General features: G+C 64.1%; 18 protein-coding genes, 1 other RNA gene and 1 pseudogene. 18 read left to right on the top strand and 2 right to left on the bottom strand.

The genetic code is table 11. The annotated features are described in order from the left end of the window. Positions 1-2 precede the first annotated feature (2 nt). Positions 3-378: a transfer-messenger RNA gene (ssrA, locus tag AB8Z38_RS33235) on the bottom strand. Between the two features lie 85 nt (positions 379-463). Here ssrA and AB8Z38_RS33240 point away from each other — a divergent pair. The 11 genes from AB8Z38_RS33240 (at position 464) to AB8Z38_RS33290 (ending at position 10,145) form a co-directional block, all read left to right on the top strand. Continuing rightward, the gene (locus tag AB8Z38_RS33240) at positions 464-1,069 is read left to right on the top strand and encodes a chromate transporter (protein WP_369721791.1); all 606 of its coding nucleotides are present in this window, start codon (positions 464-466) and stop codon (positions 1,067-1,069) included. Further along, positions 1,066-1,596 (top strand): chromate transporter, encoded by a 531-nt coding sequence (locus tag AB8Z38_RS33245; protein ID WP_369721792.1) that lies wholly within the window; start codon positions 1,066-1,068, stop codon positions 1,594-1,596. Before AB8Z38_RS33240 ends, AB8Z38_RS33245 begins: the two co-directional genes overlap by 4 nt. A gap of 95 nt (positions 1,597-1,691) precedes the next feature. Beyond that, positions 1,692-2,453, top strand: coding sequence for a tripartite tricarboxylate transporter TctB family protein (locus AB8Z38_RS33250; RefSeq protein ID WP_369721793.1), 762 nt, complete (start codon positions 1,692-1,694; stop codon positions 2,451-2,453). 7 nt (positions 2,454-2,460) lie between these two features. Then, positions 2,461-4,026 carry a tripartite tricarboxylate transporter permease gene (locus AB8Z38_RS33255; protein WP_369721794.1) on the top strand — a complete coding sequence of 522 codons (1,566 nt, stop codon included), beginning with the start codon at positions 2,461-2,463 and terminating at the stop codon, positions 4,024-4,026. A 192-nt stretch (positions 4,027-4,218) separates the two neighbouring features. Next, positions 4,219-5,013, top strand: a complete 795-nt coding sequence (locus AB8Z38_RS33260; RefSeq protein WP_369721795.1) for a thymidylate synthase — start codon at positions 4,219-4,221, stop codon at positions 5,011-5,013. A 5-nt stretch (positions 5,014-5,018) separates the two neighbouring features. Continuing rightward, positions 5,019-5,504 carry an N-acetyltransferase family protein gene (locus AB8Z38_RS33265; RefSeq protein WP_369721796.1) on the top strand — a complete coding sequence of 162 codons (486 nt, stop codon included), beginning with the start codon at positions 5,019-5,021 and terminating at the stop codon, positions 5,502-5,504. Next, positions 5,504-6,013: a dihydrofolate reductase gene (locus AB8Z38_RS33270; protein WP_369721797.1), complete on the top strand. Its 510-nt coding sequence runs from the start codon at positions 5,504-5,506 to the stop codon at positions 6,011-6,013. Before AB8Z38_RS33265 ends, AB8Z38_RS33270 begins: the two co-directional genes overlap by 1 nt. Before the next feature lie 160 nt (positions 6,014-6,173). Next, a complete protein-coding gene (hflK, locus tag AB8Z38_RS33275) occupies positions 6,174-7,310 on the top strand; it encodes an FtsH protease activity modulator HflK (protein WP_369721798.1) in 1,137 nt (378 codons plus the stop codon). Continuing rightward, positions 7,307-8,203 carry a protease modulator HflC gene (hflC, locus tag AB8Z38_RS33280; RefSeq protein WP_369721799.1) on the top strand — a complete coding sequence of 299 codons (897 nt, stop codon included), beginning with the start codon at positions 7,307-7,309 and terminating at the stop codon, positions 8,201-8,203. The genes hflK and hflC overlap by 4 nt, the downstream gene beginning before the upstream one ends. 71 nt (positions 8,204-8,274) lie before the next feature. After that, positions 8,275-8,481, top strand: a complete 207-nt coding sequence (locus AB8Z38_RS33285) for a DUF2065 domain-containing protein (protein ID WP_369721800.1) — start codon at positions 8,275-8,277, stop codon at positions 8,479-8,481. Positions 8,482-8,627: 146 nt separating this feature from the next. Further along, entirely contained in the window at positions 8,628-10,145 is a 1,518-nt protein-coding gene (locus tag AB8Z38_RS33290) for a Do family serine endopeptidase (RefSeq protein ID WP_369721801.1), read from the top strand. Between the two features lie 138 nt (positions 10,146-10,283). Here AB8Z38_RS33290 and serB read toward each other — a convergent pair whose 3' ends face one another. Then, entirely contained in the window at positions 10,284-11,189 is a 906-nt protein-coding gene (gene serB, locus AB8Z38_RS33295; RefSeq protein WP_369721802.1) for a phosphoserine phosphatase SerB, read from the bottom strand. Between the two features lie 11 nt (positions 11,190-11,200). On the opposite strand from serB, the pseudogene miaA reads away from it, so the two are divergent. The 7 genes and pseudogenes from miaA to AB8Z38_RS33330 all read left to right on the top strand — a co-directional run bounded on the left by miaA (position 11,201) and on the right by AB8Z38_RS33330 (position 18,131). Then, positions 11,201-12,156 (top strand): annotated as a pseudogene (gene miaA / locus AB8Z38_RS33300) (tRNA (adenosine(37)-N6)-dimethylallyltransferase MiaA). Positions 12,157-12,483: 327 nt separating this feature from the next. Beyond that, a complete protein-coding gene (locus AB8Z38_RS33305; RefSeq protein WP_369721803.1) occupies positions 12,484-14,259 on the top strand; it encodes an acetolactate synthase 3 large subunit in 1,776 nt (591 codons plus the stop codon). 154 nt (positions 14,260-14,413) lie between these two features. Beyond that, a complete protein-coding gene (locus AB8Z38_RS33310; RefSeq protein ID WP_369721804.1) occupies positions 14,414-15,385 on the top strand; it encodes a threonine dehydratase in 972 nt (323 codons plus the stop codon). A 22-nt stretch (positions 15,386-15,407) separates the two neighbouring features. Beyond that, entirely contained in the window at positions 15,408-15,950 is a 543-nt protein-coding gene (gene ilvN / locus AB8Z38_RS33315) for an acetolactate synthase small subunit (protein ID WP_369721805.1), read from the top strand. 3 nt (positions 15,951-15,953) lie between these two features. Continuing rightward, complete coding sequence (locus AB8Z38_RS33320) at positions 15,954-16,649, top strand: class I SAM-dependent methyltransferase (RefSeq protein WP_369721806.1); 696 nt, start codon at positions 15,954-15,956, stop codon at positions 16,647-16,649. Next, the gene (locus AB8Z38_RS33325; RefSeq protein WP_369721807.1) at positions 16,646-17,521 is read left to right on the top strand and encodes an EamA family transporter; all 876 of its coding nucleotides are present in this window, start codon (positions 16,646-16,648) and stop codon (positions 17,519-17,521) included. Before AB8Z38_RS33320 ends, AB8Z38_RS33325 begins: the two co-directional genes overlap by 4 nt. A gap of 7 nt (positions 17,522-17,528) precedes the next feature. Then, positions 17,529-18,131 carry a LysE family translocator gene (locus AB8Z38_RS33330; protein WP_369721808.1) on the top strand — a complete coding sequence of 201 codons (603 nt, stop codon included), beginning with the start codon at positions 17,529-17,531 and terminating at the stop codon, positions 18,129-18,131. Positions 18,132-18,219 lie beyond the last annotated feature (88 nt).

The raw sequence follows: 18,219 nt of genomic DNA on the forward strand, positions 1-18,219 counted from the left end.
TAAGTGGAGGCTTCTGTTGCCAGGTGCCTCCGAACCCCGCCTAACGGAGCTTAACCCGTTAGGACTTCAAGATGGTCTTTCAAACTGCGTTACGCAGCCTGAGCAACCGGAGCAAAGTTGTCGTTGGCAACTATTGCATAGCCCGATAACGGCGGAACAATACCGGGAAAAAGTTCGCCCTTTACGCCCTCGTCGATCCTATTTCGCCCCCGCCAAAACCCGCCTCTCGGCAGGCTGAAGCCCGAAAATCGGTGGGCTTTGGTGGAGGCGCCGGGTACCGCCCCCGGGTCCGAATGGTTTATTGCGACGACCGTTTATTTCCATAGCCGGCGAACCGGCACCCCCAATATAGGGGGCAAACATTTCAAATGACAGGTGTTTCGAGCGGGAATCCCGCGGTTCCCTTTGGGATAGGTTGCGGACGGCCTTGGCCCGGCGGCGGACCGCGTTCTAAGCTGTTGGCATGTCCCCGGATTCAGCACCGGCCGCGCAAGTGCCGGATCTCACCGCCGTCCACAGCCTTCCGCCCAGCCTGCCGGCGCTGTTCATGGCCTTTGCCCGGATGTCGCTGGCCGGTTTCGGCGGGGTTCTGGTGTTTGCCCGGCGAGCCATGGTCGAGCAGCACGGCTGGATGACGGCGGACGAGTTCAACGAGACCTTTGCGCTCTGCCATTTCCTGCCCGGGCCCAATATCGTCAATCTGTCGATGGTGTTCGGGTCGCGGCTGCGGGGCATCGCCGGGGGCGTTGCCGCCTTTGCCGGGCTGTTGCTGCCGCCGACACTGATCATGACCGGGCTCGCGATCGTCTACGCCCGTTTCGGCGATGTGGACGTGCTGCGCCGCAGCCTTGCCGGCATCTCCTGTGCCGCGGTCGGCCTGTTAATCGCCGTGGTGTTCCGCATGATGACGCCGCTGTTCAAGCGGATGGACGCGGTCGCGCTCATCCTGATGCTCGCGGTGTTCACAGCCATCGGCGTGCTTCGCCTGCCGCTCCAGGCGGTGCTGCTGGTCGCGATCCCTCTCAGCATCGCGGTGAGCTTCGTCGTGCGACGGAAGGTAGCAGCATGAGCGGCGAGAACCCGATCTGGGCGTTGATCACCACCTTTGGTCTGATGTCACTATTCGCGGTCGGCGGCGCCGCGGCCGCAGTGCCCGAGATGCATCGCATCGCGGTCGACGTGCATCACTGGATGACCGACAAGCAGTTTGCCGACGCCTATGCGATCGCGCAGCTCTCGCCCGGTCCCAATGTCCTGATCGTTACGTTGATCGGCTATGCCGTCGCCGGCATTCCCGGCGCGCTGGCCGCAACGCTGGCGATGTGCCTGCCAACGGCGTTGCTTGCCTATTATGTCAGCCGGCTCCTGAACCGACCGAGCCAATCGCGCTGGCCCGCGCTGATCCAGGCTGCGCTGGTTCCGCTCTCGATCGGCTTGATGGCCGCGAGCGCCCTGATCCTGGCCCAGGCGACAGATCGCAGCATTGCTGCGCTGCTTCTGACCGCGACGGTTGCAGTGATAGCATCCGTCTCGCGCGTCAATCCGTTGTGGCTTCTGCTCGCAGGGGGCGTGTTGGGTTTTGCTGGCATTGTGTGATGAAAATCGCTACGCAATGACCCGGGCGGGGGGAACGATTTCCAGCCGATTAGAACAACAGTGCTCGTGACTTAGGAGTCACGGAGGAGACATGCATGGCCGATACAATGGGCCACTCGGCGACAGCAACCAGAAACACCTCGGTCGCGATCGGTTTCTGTCTGCTGGCCCTGGCGCCGCAGATTTTCGAATTCATCTGGTCGATCGGAACCATCTTTGGCTGGGGCGGCGGCCGTGGCCCGGCCACAGTCCTGATCAGCCATGCAACGGCGCTGTTCGCAGGCGCACCTGCTGCGCTGCTCGGAGCCGTCGGTGGTGACACCAAGAAGGCGTCGTCCGATGTGCTGCTCGCGCTGATCTATTCCTATCCGCTGTTTGCGGTGGCGATCCTCACGATCTTCATGACGATCAGGTCGGCGCAGGACTATGTCGGCGGCATCGTTCTGATGGCGCTCGCATTGTTCGCGCTGTGGGCCTCGAGCGATCTGCAGGGCATGCGCGGCTTCTCCTTTGGCGCAGGTACGGCGCCGCGGATGTTTGGCGGGCTGCTTGTCGCGCTCGGCGCCGGGATCGCGTTGACGGGACTGCTAACCGACGGGCCGGCGATGGCGCACTATGCCTGGCGCGGGCCCCTGTTCGTCATGATCTCGATTGTCTTCTTCGCCCTGGCGATTCGTCCGCTTGGCGTGGTGGTCACCGCCTTCACGAGCTTCCTGATCGCGGCGATGGGCACGCATGAGACGCGTTGGGTCGAAGCGATCATCGTCGGCGCCTGCCTGACGCTCGGCTGCGCGCTGCTCTTTCCCTACGTGCTCGGGCTGCCGATGCCGATGTTCCCGCGCTTCCTGGCTCAGTGAGGGTTTGATGTTCGATCTCTTCCACAATCTGGGCCTCGGTTTCGGTGTGGTATTTCAGATCTCCTGGTGGTCACCCTGGTGGCTCTACGGCCTGTCGCTGCCGATCTCGATCAACATTCTCATGTGCCTGATTGGCGCATTGGTTGGCACGCTTGTCGGCGTGCTGCCCGGCATTGGCACTGTCGCAACCGTGGCGATGCTCCTGCCGATCACGTTCGGACTGCCGCCGGTCGGCGCGCTGATCATGCTCGCCGGCATCTATTACGGTGCCCAGTATGGCGGCTCGACCACGTCGATCCTGGTCAATATTCCCGGTGAGGCGACATCGGTCGTCACGGCCATCGACGGCCACGCGATGGCGAAACAGGGCCGTGCCGGCCCGGCGCTGGCGATCGCAGCAATCGGCTCGTTCTTTGCCGGCTGCGTCGCGACCGTCCTAATCGCCGTGCTCGGCGCGCCCTTGACCAAGCTCGCGCTGGCGTTCGGCCCGGCCGAATATTTCTCGCTCATGGTACTCGGCCTGATTTTCGCGGTGGTACTGGCCAAGGGCTCGGTACTGAAGGCGATCGCGATGATCGTGTTCGGCCTGTTGCTGTCGATGGTCGGCTCCGACATCGAGACCGGCGCCTCGCGCATGGCGTTCAACATTCCGGAGCTTGCCGACGGCTTGGGCTTCGCGACGGTGGCCATGGGCGTGTTTGGTTTCGCGGAGATCATCCGCAATCTCGACGCCGGCGCCGAGATGAACCGCGATCTGGTGCAGCAGAAGATCACCGGCCTGATGCCGACCAGGAAGGACCTGATCGACTCGACGCCCGCGATCCTACGCGGCACCGTGCTCGGCTCGATCCTCGGCATCCTGCCGGGTGGCGGCGCTGTCATCGCGTCCTTTGCCTCCTACACCCTCGAGAAGAAGATCGCCAAGAATCCCTCGCGGTTCGGCCGCGGTGCGATCGAGGGCGTGGCGGCACCGGAAAGCGCCAATAACGCCGCGGCACAGACCTCCTTCATCCCGCTGCTGACGCTCGGCATCCCGCCGAACGCGGTGATGGCGTTGATGGTGGGTGCGATGACCATTCATGGCATCGTGCCGGGTCCCCAAGTGATGCAGAAGCAGCCGGAACTCGTCTGGGGCATGATCGCCTCGATGTGGATCGGCAATCTGATGCTGATCATCATCAACCTGCCGCTGGTCGGAATCTGGGTGCGGTTGTTGCGTGTGCCCTACCGCCTGATGTTCCCCTCAATCGTGATCTTCTGCGCGATCGGCATCTACTCGGTGAACAACGCGCCGGTTGACGTCATCCTCGCGGGCGTGTTCGGCCTGATCGGCTATTGGCTGATCAAGCACGATTTCGAGCCGGCGCCGCTGCTGCTCGGTATGGTGCTCGGCCCGCTGATGGAAGAGAACCTGCGCCGGGCGCTGCTGATCTCACGCGGCGACTGGACCGTGTTCCTGACGCGTCCGTTGTCGGCCGCACTGTTGGCGATCGCGGCCTTCCTGCTGGTGCTCACGGTGCTGCCTTTCCTGCGGGCCAAGCGGGACGAGGTGTTCACCGAATCCGAGAACTGATCGCCAGCACAATCAAAGTGATAGGCGAGGGGGCGGGATGCGAGTTCCGCCCCTTGTCGTTTGCTGCGGGAAGGCTCACTTTTCCGGGTATAATCGGTCGAGGCGGCGAATCGATGCTGTCGCTGCGCCGAGGCGGCCATTAAGTTCGCCGTCCTCCCAAAAGGCTGCCGTTTTTCCAAAGGTTTTTGGCACATGCACCAGTATCAGGACCTGCTCGAGCGGATTCTTTCAGACGGCGCCGAGAAGACCGACCGGACCGGCACCGGCACGCTGTCGGTGTTCGGCCATCAGATGCGCTTCAATCTGTCCGCCGGTTTCCCGATGCTGACCACCAAGCGGCTGCCGCTGAAGGCGATCGTGCATGAGCTGCTGTGGTTTCTGAAAGGCGACACCAACGTCAAATATCTGCGCGACAATGGCGTCACCATTTGGGACGAGTGGGCGGACGCTAATGGCGATCTCGGCCCGGTCTATGGCCATCAATGGCGCTCCTGGCCGGCACCGGACGGCCGCAGCATCGATCAGATCGCCAACGTCATCGACATGATCAAGCGCAACCCGGACTCGCGCCGCCTGATCGTCTCGGCCTGGAATCCGGCTGAGGTCGACAAGATGGCGCTGCCGCCGTGCCACTGCCTGTTCCAGTTCTATGTCGCGAACGGAAAGCTGTCATGCCAGCTCTATCAGCGCTCGGCCGACGTGTTCCTCGGCGTGCCCTTCAACATCGCCTCCTACGCGCTCCTCACCCTGATGGTCGCGCAAGTCACAGGTTTGAAGCCCGGCGACTTCGTGCACTCGTTCGGCGACACCCACCTTTATTCCAACCATCTGGAGCAGGCGCGGCTTCAATTGACGCGCGCGCCGCGTGCGCTGCCGGTGATGCGGATCAACCCGGACGTGAAGGACATTTTTTCCTTCCGCTACGAGGATTTTGAGCTCGTCGGCTACGATCCGCATCCGCACATCAAGGCGGCGGTCGCGGTTTAGCGCTGATGTCTTTCAACATCCGCCGTGCGCGTCCAGGCGAAGCCGGGCTCGTTCTGTCCTTCATCCGCGAACTCGCTGCGTACGAAAAACTGTCGCACGAGGTCGAGGCAACCGAGGCGATGATTGCGGAGGCGCTGTTCGGCAGCGATCCGCGGCTTTGTTGCGCACTCGCCGAATGGAATGGCGAGCCGGTCGGCTTTGCGGTCTGGTTCGTCAATTTCTCGACCTTCAGCGGCCGTCACGGCATCTATCTCGAGGATCTGTATGTGCGGCCGTCACATCGAGGTCACGGTCTCGGCAAGGCGTTGCTGGTTTATCTTGCCAGGGAATGTGTCGAGAACGGCTGGTCGCGCCTGCAATGGGCGGTGCTCGACTGGAATGCGCCGTCGATTGCGTTCTACAAATCGCTCGGCGCGGACATGATGGACGACTGGACGCTGTGCCGCGTCACCGGGCCTGCGCTGTCGCGGCTTGCGGGGAGCGGGACCTGATGGAGATCGTTTTCGTTTTAGCGGTCGCGGAGAACGGCGTCATCGGTGCCAAAGGTGCCATCCCGTGGCGACTGAAAGCTGACATGCAGCGCTTCAAGGCGCTCACGATCGGCAAGCCGGTCGTCATGGGCCGCAAGACGTTTGAATCCCTGCCTCGGCCGCTGTCCGGGCGAACCAATATCGTCGTCACGCGCGACGCCGGCTATCGCGCAGTCGGCGCGGTCGTCACGACCTCGAACGCAGATGCGGCCGCGGTGGCGCGGGGCGATGCCCTGCGGCGCTCGGTCGCCGAGATCGCGGTGATCGGCGGTGCCGAAATCTACCGGCAATGGTTCGATCGTGCCGATCGCCTCGAAGTGACGGAAGTGCATGCGCGGCCCGAAGGCGACACACATTTCGACATCGATAAGGCAGAGTGGGAGGAGACGAGCCGCGTCCGACACCGGGCCGGCCCGGACGACAGTGCCGACTACTCCTATGTGACATATCGTCGGCGGTCACCCAATTAACCGCATTCGCCAATGTTTACATTGACTTTTCCGCTCCCGAGCATAGCTCGTGGGACGGTCATGGCCGCGTTGTAAGGGACCTGCCGGTCCCCTATAAAGCCGGCACCGGACAATGCGGGCCGGGTCAGTTCTAGTCCTGGTCTGCCGAGGAGAGCATCGAATGCCGTGGAAGAATCAGGGCGGTGGCCCGTGGGGCTCGGGTCCGAAGGGGCCATGGGGCTCAGGCCCGCAACCGGTCGGGCCGAGGCCGCCGGATCTGGAAGACCTTCTGCGGCGTGGCCAGGACCGGCTGCAGCAGATCATGCCCGGCGGCTATTTCTCCGGCATCGGCATCACGCTGATCCTGCTCATCATCATCGCGCTCTGGCTGTTGTCCGGCTTCTTCAGGGTACAATCCGAAGAACAAGGCGTGGTGCTGCGCTTTGGCAAGCATGTGCGCACCGTCGATCCCGGCCTGAACTACCATCTGCCCTATCCGATCGAGACGGTGCTGCTGCCGAAGGCGCTGCGCGTGTCCACCATTTCCATCGGCATGACGCTGATCGACGATCCGGCCCGGCGCGGGCGCTCGATCCGTGACGTGCCCGAAGAGAGCCTGATGCTGACCGGCGACGAGAACATCGTCGATGTCGACTTCACCGTGTTGTGGCGCATCAAGCCCAACGGGGTCGGCAATTTCCTGTTCAATATCCAGAATCCCGAGGGCACCGTGAAGGCGGTCGCCGAAAGCGCGATGCGCGAGGTGATCGGTCGCTCCAATATCCAGCCGATCCTGACCGGGGCGCGGACGCAGACTGAAGCCACCGTGCAGGACCTGATGCAGAAGACGCTCGACGGCTACGGCGCGGGCATCCAGATCACCCAGGTGCAGATGCAGAAAGTGGATCCGCCGGCGCAGGTGATCGATGCCTTCCGCGACGTGCAGGCGGCGCGGGCCAACCTCGAGCAGTTGCAAAACGAAGCCCAGACCTATGCGAACAAGGTCGTGCCGGATGCGCGTGGCCGCGCGGCCAAAATCCTGCAGGACGCCGAAGGTTACAAGGAGCAGGCGGTCGCCGAGGCCAAGGGCCAGAGCGCTCGCTTCCTGAAGGTCTACGAGGAATACAAGAAGGCGCCCGACGTGACGCGTGAACGGATCTATCTGGAGACGATGGAGCGCGTGCTCGGCGGCTCCGAGAAGCTGATTTATGACGGAGGCTCCTCGGGCCAGGGCGTCGTGCCTTATCTGCCGCTCAATGAATTGACGGCCAAGCGGCCTGCCACCACCGGCCAGCCGTCGAGCGGAGGCACCCGATGAGGTCTCCGGTTACAGGCATCGTGGCGCTGCTTGCGCTGCTGCTGGTGATGATCGTCGCCTACATGTCGCTGTTCACGGTGCAGCAGACCGAGCAGACCATCGTGCTGCAATTCGGCAAGCCGGTGGACGTCGTCACCGACCCCGGGCTGCACTTCAAGGCGCCCTGGAACTCGGTGATTAACATCGACAAGCGGATTCTCGATCTCGAGAACCCGTCGCAGGAGGTCATTGCCTCCGACCAGAAGCGGCTCGTGGTCGATGCCTTTGCGCGCTACCGCATCAAGGACGCGCTGCGCTTCTATCAGAGCGTGGGCTCGATCCAGGCCGCGAACCTGCAACTCACCTCGCTCTTGAACGCGGCCCTGCGCCGCGTGCTCGGCGAGGTCAATTTCATCACCGTGGTGCGGGATGATCGCGAGAAGCTGATGGGACGCATCCGCGAGCAACTCGACCACGAAGCCGATGGTTACGGCATCGAGGTCGTCGACGTCCGGATCCGCCGCGCCGATCTGCCCGAGCAGAACAGCCAGGCGGTGTACCAGCGCATGCAGACCGAACGTCAACGCGAAGCGGCCGAGTTCCGCGCGCAGGGCGGCCAGAAGGCGCAGGAGATCCGCTCCAAGGCCGATCGCGAGGCAACGGTGATCATCGCGGAGGCGAACTCGACCGCCGAACAGACCCGCGGCGTCGGCGACGCCGAGCGCAACCGCCTGTTCGCGGAAGCCTATGGCAAGGATGCTGACTTCTTCGCATTCTACCGATCGATGTCGGCCTATGAAAACGGGCTGAAGTCGAGCGATACCCGCTTCCTGCTGCGGCCGGACTCGGATTTCTTCCGCTATTTCGGTAACCCGGGCGGCAAGACGGCCACCGAGACACCTGCGAAGCCATAAGCCAGACCAAGGGCGGCGCTTCTGCCGCCCTTGGTCCAGACAAGAACTGAATAACGGGAGGTTCCAATCCGATGAGGTCCATTGCGTTCGCCGACTTCCTCATCGGCCTAGGCATCCTGTTCGTGCTCGAAGGCCTGATGTTCGCGGCAAGTCCCAGTTGGATGCGCAAGGCCATGAAGAGCGCAATCACCACGCCGGACAACATCCTGCGCGCTGTCGGGATCGGCTCGGCTGTGGCCGGATTGATCCTGATCTGGGTTATCCGGCGGCCGATTTAGAGGGCCGCATCAACGCCAAAGTGAAGGCGAGGGGCCGCTTTTCGCCGTATTGTCCGGGCCCTGAGGCCCGTTAAGCTCCGTGCTTGCGCCGTCCCCCGGTTCGAGCGCAGTCTGGAGTCGAATCCTTGTTCTCTCTGGAGACCGCTATGACCGCTGCCACCATTGCCATGACCCGCTTGCGCCCGATCCGCTTGCGATTTGGGCTGGCTGCGATCGCCATCGGCGCCTTCAGCGCGCTGGGCTCGCCGGCCTATGCGCGCGGACCGGAGGGCATCGCCGACGTCGCCGAGAAGGTGATCGACGCGGTCGTGAACATTTCGACTTCGCAGACCGTCGACGCCAAGACCAGCGGCGGCGGCAGCAACACCATGCCGCAACTTCCTCCCGGCTCGCCGTTTGAGGAATTCTTCGACGACTTCTTCAAGAACCGCCGCGGACCCGGTGGCGGCAGCAAGGGTGGCGACAACAACCCGACGCCGCGCAAGACCAACTCGCTCGGCTCCGGCTTCATCATCGACACCTCCGGTGTCGTGGTCACAAACAACCACGTCATCGCGGATGCCGACGAGATCAACGTCATTCTCAACGACGGCAGCAAGATCAAGGCCGAGCTGGTCGGCGTCGACAAGAAGACCGATCTCGCCGTGCTGAAGTTCAAGCCGCCGAAGCCGCTGGTGTCAGTGAAGTTCGGCGACTCCGACAAGCTGCGCCTGGGCGACTGGGTGGTTGCGATCGGCAACCCCTTCAGCCTCGGCGGCACCGTGACGGCCGGTATCGTCTCGGCCAAGAACCGCGACATCTCGTCGGGCCCGTATGACAGCTACATCCAGACCGACGCGGCCATCAACCGCGGCAATTCCGGTGGCCCGCTGTTCAACCTCGATGGCGACGTCGTCGGGGTCAACACCCTGATTATCTCGCCCTCCGGCGGCTCGATCGGCATCGGCTTCGCCGTGCCGTCGAAGACGGTCGCGGGCGTCGTCGACCAGCTCCGCCAGTTCGGTGAGTTGCGCCGCGGCTGGCTCGGCGTGCGCATCCAGAGCGTGACTGACGAGATCGCGGAGAGCCTCAACATCAAGCCGCCGCGGGGCGCGCTGGTTGCCGGTGTCGACGACAAGGGTCCGGCCAAGCCCGCCGGCATCGAGCCCGGCGACGTCGTCGTCAAATTCGACGGCAAGGACGTCAAGGACCCGAAGGATCTCTCCCGCGTCGTCGCCGACACGGCGGTCGGCAAGGAGGTCGACGTCGTCATCATCCGCAAGGGCCAGGAAGAAACCAAGAAGGTTGCGCTCGGCCGGCTCCAGGATGCCGACAAGGTGCAGGCCGCCGTGAAGACCGACGAGCCCGCGCCGGAGAAGCCCGTGACCCAAAAGGCGCTCGGCCTCGATCTCGCCGCGCTCAGCAAGGATCTGCGCGCGCGTTACAAGATCAAGGACACCGTCAAGGGCGTGGTCGTCACCAATGTCGAGGCCAGTTCGGATGCCGCCGAGAAGCGGCTCTCCCCCGGCGATGTCATCGTCGAGGTGGCGCAGGAGGCGGTGTCGAGCGGCGCCGATATCCAGAACCGGGTCGACCAGCTCAAGAAGGACGGCAAGAAGTCCGTGCTGTTGCTGGTCTCGAACGGCGATGGCGAACTGCGGTTCGTGGCGTTGAGCGTGCAGTAACGGCACGAGCAGCCACACATTCACTTTCATGCTCTGCGAAACCGGGGCATCCAGTACGCCGCGGCTTTTCCGTATCGTCGCCCTGTCTCTGGAATACTGGATCACCCGCTTTCGCGGGTGATGACCGCGGAGAGGAGACTATTCCTCCACGAACTCCTCGCGCTTGTACCCCTGCGCATACAGCAGCGCGGTGAGATCGCCGTGATCGATCCGCGCGGCCGCCGCGGCCGCCACGGCTGGCTTGGCGTGATACGCTACGCCCAATCCCGCCGCCTGGATCATCGCGAGATCGTTGGCGCCGTCGCCGACCACGAGCGAGTCGACATCGTCGAGATCGAAGGATTCCATCAAGTCCACCAGCGTCGCGAGCTTGGCCGCGCGGCCTAAGATCGGCTCCTTCACCTCGCCGGCGAACTTGCCGTCGCGCACGACCAGCTCGTTGGCACGGTTCTCCTGGAAGCCGAGCTGTGCGGCGACCGCGCGCGTGAACAGCGTGAAGCCGCCGGAGACCAGACAGGTGTAGGCGCCGTGCGCGCGCATGGTCGCGACCAGCTCACGGCCTCCCGGCGTCAGCGTGATGCGTTCGGCCAGCACCTTGTCGACGACGTCTGCGGGAAGGTCCTTCAGAAGCGCAACGCGCTCGCGCAGTGCCGGCTCGAATTCGATCTCGCCGCGCATCGCACGTTCGGTGATGGCGGCCACGTGGGCCTTCAGTCCGGCGAAATCGGCGAGTTCGTCGATGCATTCCTGGCCGATCATGGTGGAATCCATGTCGGCGAGAAAAAGCCTCTTGCGCCGGAAGCCGGCCGGCTGCACGACGATGTCGATCGGCAGGTCGCCGCGAAGCTCGCGCAACCGCTGTTCGATGGCGTGACGGTCGCCTTCGAGGTTACTGTCCGCGCCGAAGGGAATGTCGACCGCGACCCCGTCGAACAGCCAGTGCGCCGGTGCTGCCTTGGGCAGCACGGCACGGGCGCCGTCGACGATGGTGCTGTCGAGGGCGGGATTGGCGGGATTGCAGATCAGCGTGGCGACAAGGGACATTTGAGGTTTTCGTGAGCGAGGGGCAAGTCGGCGGAAGGCATGTTGGCAAGGCGGTGCTTATCGCAGGCCCGACCGCCAGCGGCAAGTCGGCCCTGGCGCTCGAGCTCGCGCTCGCCAGCAATGGCGTCGTGATCAATGCCGATTCCATGCAGGTCTATCGCGACCTCCGCATCATCACGGCGCGCCCGACCCATGGCGACGAGGCGCGCGTGCCGCATCGCCTCTATGGCCATGTCGATGCTGCCGTGAATTTCTCGGCCGGCGCCTGGGTGAGCGACGCCGCGAGGGCACTCGAAGAGGCGCAGGCGCAGGATCGCCTGCCGATCTTCATCGGCGGCACCGGGCTGTATTTCAAGGCGTTGACGGCCGGGCTCTCGGTCGTGCCGCCGATCCCGGCGGAGGTGCGCGAGAGCGTACGGGCGCGGCTGGAGCAGAACGGCGTCGAGGCGCTGCACGCGGAACTCGCGCGCCGCGATCCGCGCGCGGCCGACCGATTGAACCTGCGCGACCGCAGCCGCATCGCGCGCGCGCTCGAAGTGATTGAGGCGACCGGCCGCTCGCTGCTCGACTGGCACCGCGAGGGGAGCCGCCGCTGTTGCCGAAGGACAGTTTTCGCGCGGTGTTCCTTAGCCCGGAGCGCGACGAGCTCTATGCCCGCATCGATGCTCGCTTCGACGCCATGCTGGGGGCCGGTGCAGTGAGGGAAATCGAGCGGCTGGTTGCCAGGCGGCTCGACCCACTTCTGCCGGCCATGAAGGCGCATGGCGTGCCGGCATTGATGCGGCACCTGCGCGGCGAGCTCAGTCTGGACGAGGCCGCCTCCATCGGGCGCGCCGATACCCGCCACTACGCCAAGCGGCAATTCACCTGGTTCCGGCACCAATTGCCCGAGTTCGAGTGGGTGAAGCCCGAGGAGGCGAGGGGGTGGCTGGCCGCTGTCGTCAATGCGGCGCGGGACCCGGAATGACGGGGTTTTGTGCGTCGCCTCGCGAATTTGCTCTCGCCGAACTCGGGGAACGCCGCTACACTGCCAAAATCGCGCGGGAACGGCCGCATTGCCTTGACATCCGGGCTTTGGCCGCTATGTTCGCGCAACCTTTGGGAAGCTGAGCGCCAGCCATGCGTAATATTATTACCAAACTCCTTATCGCCGTCGTACCCAGGCACACCGCCGGGGGTGGCTAGCTGCCATCCGCATGACAGGCGGTGTGCATGGGCCCTCTTCGGGGCCTTTTTTATTTCCCGAACCCGACACGAACGAAGCCGCTGGCAACAGCGCATCCGGAGCAAGCCAATGAGTGACAAGAGCCACGATCCGAACCAGATGACCGGCGCCGCGATGATCGTCCGCGCGCTCATCGATCATGGCGTGACGGATATCTTCGGCTATCCCGGCGGCGCGGTGCTTCCGATCTATGACGAGATCTTCCAGCAGAGCGAGGTCCAGCACATCCTGGTCCGCCATGAGCAGGGCGCCGGCCATGCTGCTGAAGGCTACGCGCGCTCGACCGGAAAGCCGGGTGTTGCGCTGGTGACCTCCGGTCCGGGGGCCACCAACATGGTGACGCCGCTCACCGACGCGCTGATGGATTCGATCCCGCTGGTCTGCATCTCCGGCCAGGTCCCGACGCATCTGATCGGCAACGACGCATTCCAGGAATGCGACACCGTCGGCATCACGCGCCCCTGCACCAAGCACAATTGGCTGGTGCGCGATGTCAACGATCTCGCAAAAGTGCTGCACGAGGCCTTCTATGTCGCGACCTCCGGCCGTCCCGGCCCGGTGCTGGTCGACGTGCCGAAGGACGTGCAGTTTGCGACCGGCACCTATCATCCGCCGCGCAAGTCCGACGTGCACCGCTCCTACGCGCCGCGGGTGAAAGGCGACGCGACGCAGATCCGCAAGGCGGTGGCGCTGCTCGCAGGCGCCAAGCGCCCGGTGATCTACAGCGGCGGCGGCGTCATCAATTCCGGTCCCGAAGCCACCAAGCTGCTACGCGAGCTGGTCGAGGTCACCGGCTTTCCGATCACCTCGACGCTGATGGGCCTCGGCGCCTATCCGGCGTCGGGCAAGAACTGGCTCGGCATGCTCGGCATGCACGGCACCTACGAAGCCAACATGACCATGCATGATTGCGACGTCATGCTGTGCGTCGGCGCGCGCTTCGACGACCGCATCACCGGCCGCGTCGACGCGTTCTCGCCGCATTCGAAGAAGATCCACATCGACATCGATCCGTCCTCGATCAACAAGAACATCCGGGTCGACGTGCCGATCATCGGCGACTGCGGCAACATCCTGGGCGACATCCTCCAGGTGTTCAAGGCGGAGGCGAAGAAGCCCGACATCAAGGCGTGGTGGCAGCAGATCGCCCAGTGGCGCGCCCGCAACTCGCTGTATTACAAGAAGAGCAGCGATATCATCCTGCCGCAGCACGCGATTCAGAGCCTGTTCGAGGCGACGCGCGGCAGGGACACCTACATCACGACCGAGGTCGGCCAGCACCAGATGTGGGCCGCACAGTTCTTCGGCTTCGAGGAGCCGCATCGCTGGATGACCTCGGGCGGTCTCGGCACGATGGGCTACGGCCTGCCGGCCGCGGTCGGCGTGCAGGTGGCCCATCCCGACAGTCTCGTCATCGACATCGCCGGCGACGCCTCGGTGCAGATGACGATGCAGGAAATGTCGACGGCGGTGCAGTACGAGCTGCCGATCAAGATCTTCATCCTGAACAACCAGTACATGGGCATGGTGCGGCAGTGGCAGCAACTGCTGCATGGCAACCGGCTGTCGCATTCCTACTCGGAAGCGCTGCCGGATTTCGTCAAGCTCGCGGAGGCCTATGGCGGCGTCGGCATTCAGGTGCACAAGCCTTCCGATCTCGACGGCGCCATCCAGGAGATGATCTCGGTCAAGCGCCCGGTGCTGTTCGACTGCCGCGTCGCGGCGCTGGAAAATTGCTTCCCGATGATCCCGTCCGGCAAGGCGCACAATGAGATGCTGTTGCCGGAGCAGGCCAATGACGAGGCCACGGCAAAGGCGTTTGCCGGCGGCAAGGCGCTGGTGTGAGCGCGATCGTTACAAACTCCGCTGTCATCGCCCGGCTTGACCGGGCGATCCAGTACGCCGAGGCCTCTCGATCACTCTCGGGGGCTTCTGGAATACCAGATCCCCGCCTTCGCGGGGATAACAGGTGTGAGCAATGGTCCATGGAAGGGCTACGATGTTCGACCTGAGGGAGCTCGATCGCGCGCACAAGATCGTGGGGCAGGCGATGCCGCCGACGCCGGCGCATGTCTGGCCGCTGCTGAACCAGCGGGTCGGCACCGAGGTCGTGGTCAAGCACGAGAACCACACCCCGGTCGGCGCCTTCAAGGTGCGCGGCGGGCTGGTCTATCTCGATCGGCTCAAGCGCGAGCGGCCGAACGTTCCCGGCATCATCTCGGCGACGCGCGGCAATCACGGCCAGAGCCTCGCTTTTGCCGCGAACCGCCATGGCGTTCCAGCGGTGATCTATGTGCCGCGCGGCAATTCGGTCGAGAAGAACCGTGCGATGAAAGCCTTTGGCGCCGAGCTCGTCGAGCACGGCGAGGACTTTCAGGCCGCGCGCGAGGAGGCCGGACACCGCGCGCAGTTCGCCGGGCTCCACATGGTGCCGTCGTTCCACACCGACCTCGTGCTGGGTGTCGCGACCTATGCGCTCGAACTGTTCAGGGCCGCGCCTGACCTTGATGTCCTCTATGTGCCGATCGGGCAGGGCTCCGGCATCTGCGGCTGCATCTTGGCGCGCGACCTGCTCGGCTTGAAGACCGAGATTGTCGGCGTGCAGTCGACCGAGGCGCCGTCCTACGCGCTGTCGTTCGCCGCGGGGAAGATCGTGACGACCGAGACCAGCAATACGCTCGCCGACGGCATGGCGACGCGGATTCCCGATCCGGAAGCGCTTGCCATCATCCGCAAGGGCGCCTCGCGCATCGTCCAGGTGACGGACGACGAAGTCGCCGCAGCAATCCGCGCCTACTGGACCGACACGCACAATCTCGCTGAAGGCGCCGGAGCCGCCGCGCTCGCCGCGGCGCTTCAGGAAAAGACAAAACTGTCAGGCAGGCGCGTCGGTCTCGTGCTGTCCGGCGGCAACATCGATTTTGATCTGTTCCGCCGTTGGGTCGGGACGGACGTGCCAGCGATGGCGTGACGAGAGACAAGAGGGGACGACAATGAATCAGCCCGCATCCGCCTATTTCATCGAGGAGCGTCACGATCCCAGCGAGACGCATACGCTCTCCGTGCTCGTGCAGAACGAACCGGGCGTGCTCGCGCGCGTGATCGGCCTGTTCTCCGGGCGCGGCTACAACATCGAAAGCCTCACGGTGTCGGAGACCGAGAGCCAGAAGCATCTCTCGCGCATCACCATCGTCACCACGGGTACGCCGATGGTGATCGAACAGATCAAGCACCAGCTCGACCGCATGATTCCGGTCTACCGCGTCGTCGACATGACGCTGACCAAGCGCTCGATCGAGCGCGAACTCGCCATGGTCAAGGTGCGCGGACAGGGCGATCACCGCGTCGAAGCGCTGCGGCTTGCGGATGCGTTCCGCGCCCGCGTGATCGATGCCACCACCGAGAGCTTTGTGTTCGAGATCACAGGCAATAGCGAAAAAATCAACCAGTTTATCGATCTGATGCGCCCGCTCGGCCTTGTCGAGGTGTCGCGCACCGGCGTTGCCGCGATCGGCCGCGGGCCCGAAGGGATGTGACCCATGCTCGCGCGCGACTGGTACTATAACGAGCGCAACCGGATCGGCATCGGGCCCGCGGTCGCCTCGATTTACGACAGCCACGATGACGCCGATCTGCGCGCGCGCGCCGCGCTCAAGATGCTCGGCGTGCAGCGGGGCTGGCGCATCGCCGATATCGGCTGTGGCAACGGTGTGCTGGCGACCGAAGCCGCGCTGATGGGTGCCGAGGTCGATGCCATCGACATCTCGCCGGCGATGCTGGCGCTGGCCGAGATCTATGCCCGCGATCGCAAGGCGCCTGTCCGTACGCAATCGGCGGGCCTGCTCAGCTTCTCGTACCAGCCGGAAAGCTACGATCTGATCGTCAGCGAGTTCACGCTGCACCATCTGCCGGATTTCTGGAAGGCGGTGGCGATGTCGCGGATCTATCGCGCGCTGAAGCCGGGCGCGAGCTTCTATCTGCGCGATATTGTTTATGTCTCGATGCCCGACGCCGTCGACCGCGACGTCGAGCAATGGGCCGACTTCCAAACCAACAACCACGATTTCTCGCGCGAGAGCGTGATGGCGCATATGCGCGACGAATATTCCACCTTCGGCTGGGTGATGGAGCGGATGCTGACCGATGTCGGCTTCACGCTGGTCTCGGTCGACTACCACGCGCCGATGCACGGCACTTATCTGCTGCGGAAACCCAAGGCCGGCGAGCAAGCATGAAGCTGGCCGATATCCTCATTGCCATCCTGGTGGCGATCATCTGGGGCCTTGCCTTCGTGGCGAGCCGGATCGCGCTCGACGAGTTTTCGCCGGAGCTGATGACTGCGATGCGCTTCCTCATCGCCGCGGTGCCTTGCCTGTTCGTTCGCAAGCCCAAGATCGCATGGTCGCTCTTGATCGCGATCAGCTTCACGCTGTTCCTCGGTCAGTTCCTGAGCCAGGCCTATGGCATCGCGCATGGGGTGCCGGTGGGCTTGACCTCCGTCGTTGTGCAGAGCCAGGCGCTGTTCACCATCGGCTTCGCCGCGCTCGCATTTGGTGAGCGCCCCACGCCGGTGCAGACGCTGGGCGTCGTCATCGCGGCAGTCGGCCTGCTGATGATCTGCGGCACTGTCGGCTACGATTTCAGCGTCGCTGCGTTCGGGGTGCTGATGATCGCGCCGGTCAGTTTTGCTATCGGCAACGTTTTGCTGCGGGGAGCCCGTGGCGTGCCGATGTTCGACCTCTTCGCGTGGCTGTGCCTCACTTCCGCAGTGCCGTTGTTCGCACTCGCGCTGGCCGTCGATGGGCCGGCGCCGACCTGGCAGGCGGTGATCCACATGTCGCTGAGGGGCCTCATGTGCCTGCTCGTGATCGGTGCCATCTCCACCAGCATTGCCTATTGGCTGTGGGGCCGGCTGCTGCGTGATTATCCGGCGGCCCAAGTGGTGCCGTTCGCCCTGCTCGTGCCGTTCGTCGGTTCTGCCGCCTCCAGCATCGTGTTCGGCGAGAAGTTCGGCCCGCTGCGCCTCGCCGGCATGCTGACCGTCATCGGCGGCATCGCGGTGATGGTGCTGGTCAGGCGGCCGCACGCGCTGCCGAACACCGCGTGAGGTGAATATGGCCTATTCGCTCTTCTATGCCTTTCTCGCCTTCATGGTGGTGATGTACTTCACCCCCGGGCCGAACAACATCATGCTGCTCGCCTCGGGCCTGACCTATGGCTTTCGGCGCACCATCCCCCACATCGCCGGCATCGTCATCGGCTTCGCCTTCATGATCGGCGCTGTCGGCCTTGGGCTCGGCACCGTCTTCCTGGCGTATCCGATCCTTGAGACGATTTTGAAATACGCCGGCGCGGCCTACCTGCTTTATCTCGCCGCCGTGATCGCCTTCTCCGGCCCGGCCAAGCCGGGCCAGGCAAGCGCCCGCGGGCCGATGACCTTCTGGGGCGCGGCCATGTTCCAGTGGATCAACGCCAAGGGCTGGGTGATCGTGATCGGGACCATCACCGCCTATGCGGCGATTGCCCGGTTTCCAATCAACATCGCGATCCAGACCCTGATCAGCCTGCTCGTGGGCACGGTCTCAACCGTGGTCTGGGCGCTCTTCGGCAGCGCGCTGCGGCCGGTCCTGACCTCCGAGCGGCTGGTCCGCGTCTTCAACGTGTTGATGGCGATCCTGCTGTTGGCATCGCTCTACCCTGTTTTCATGGATGCATGATGCCGCGGATTTCCATGCAGAAACGGGTTTCCCAGGGGGCCGAAAATGCTCTAGACAGCCCCCGAAATCCGCAAATTTCACCGCCCCC

Origin of the sequence: Bradyrhizobium sp. LLZ17, assembly GCF_041200145.1 — a bacterium.
In the GTDB taxonomy this organism is placed as follows: domain Bacteria; phylum Pseudomonadota; class Alphaproteobacteria; order Rhizobiales; family Xanthobacteraceae; genus Bradyrhizobium.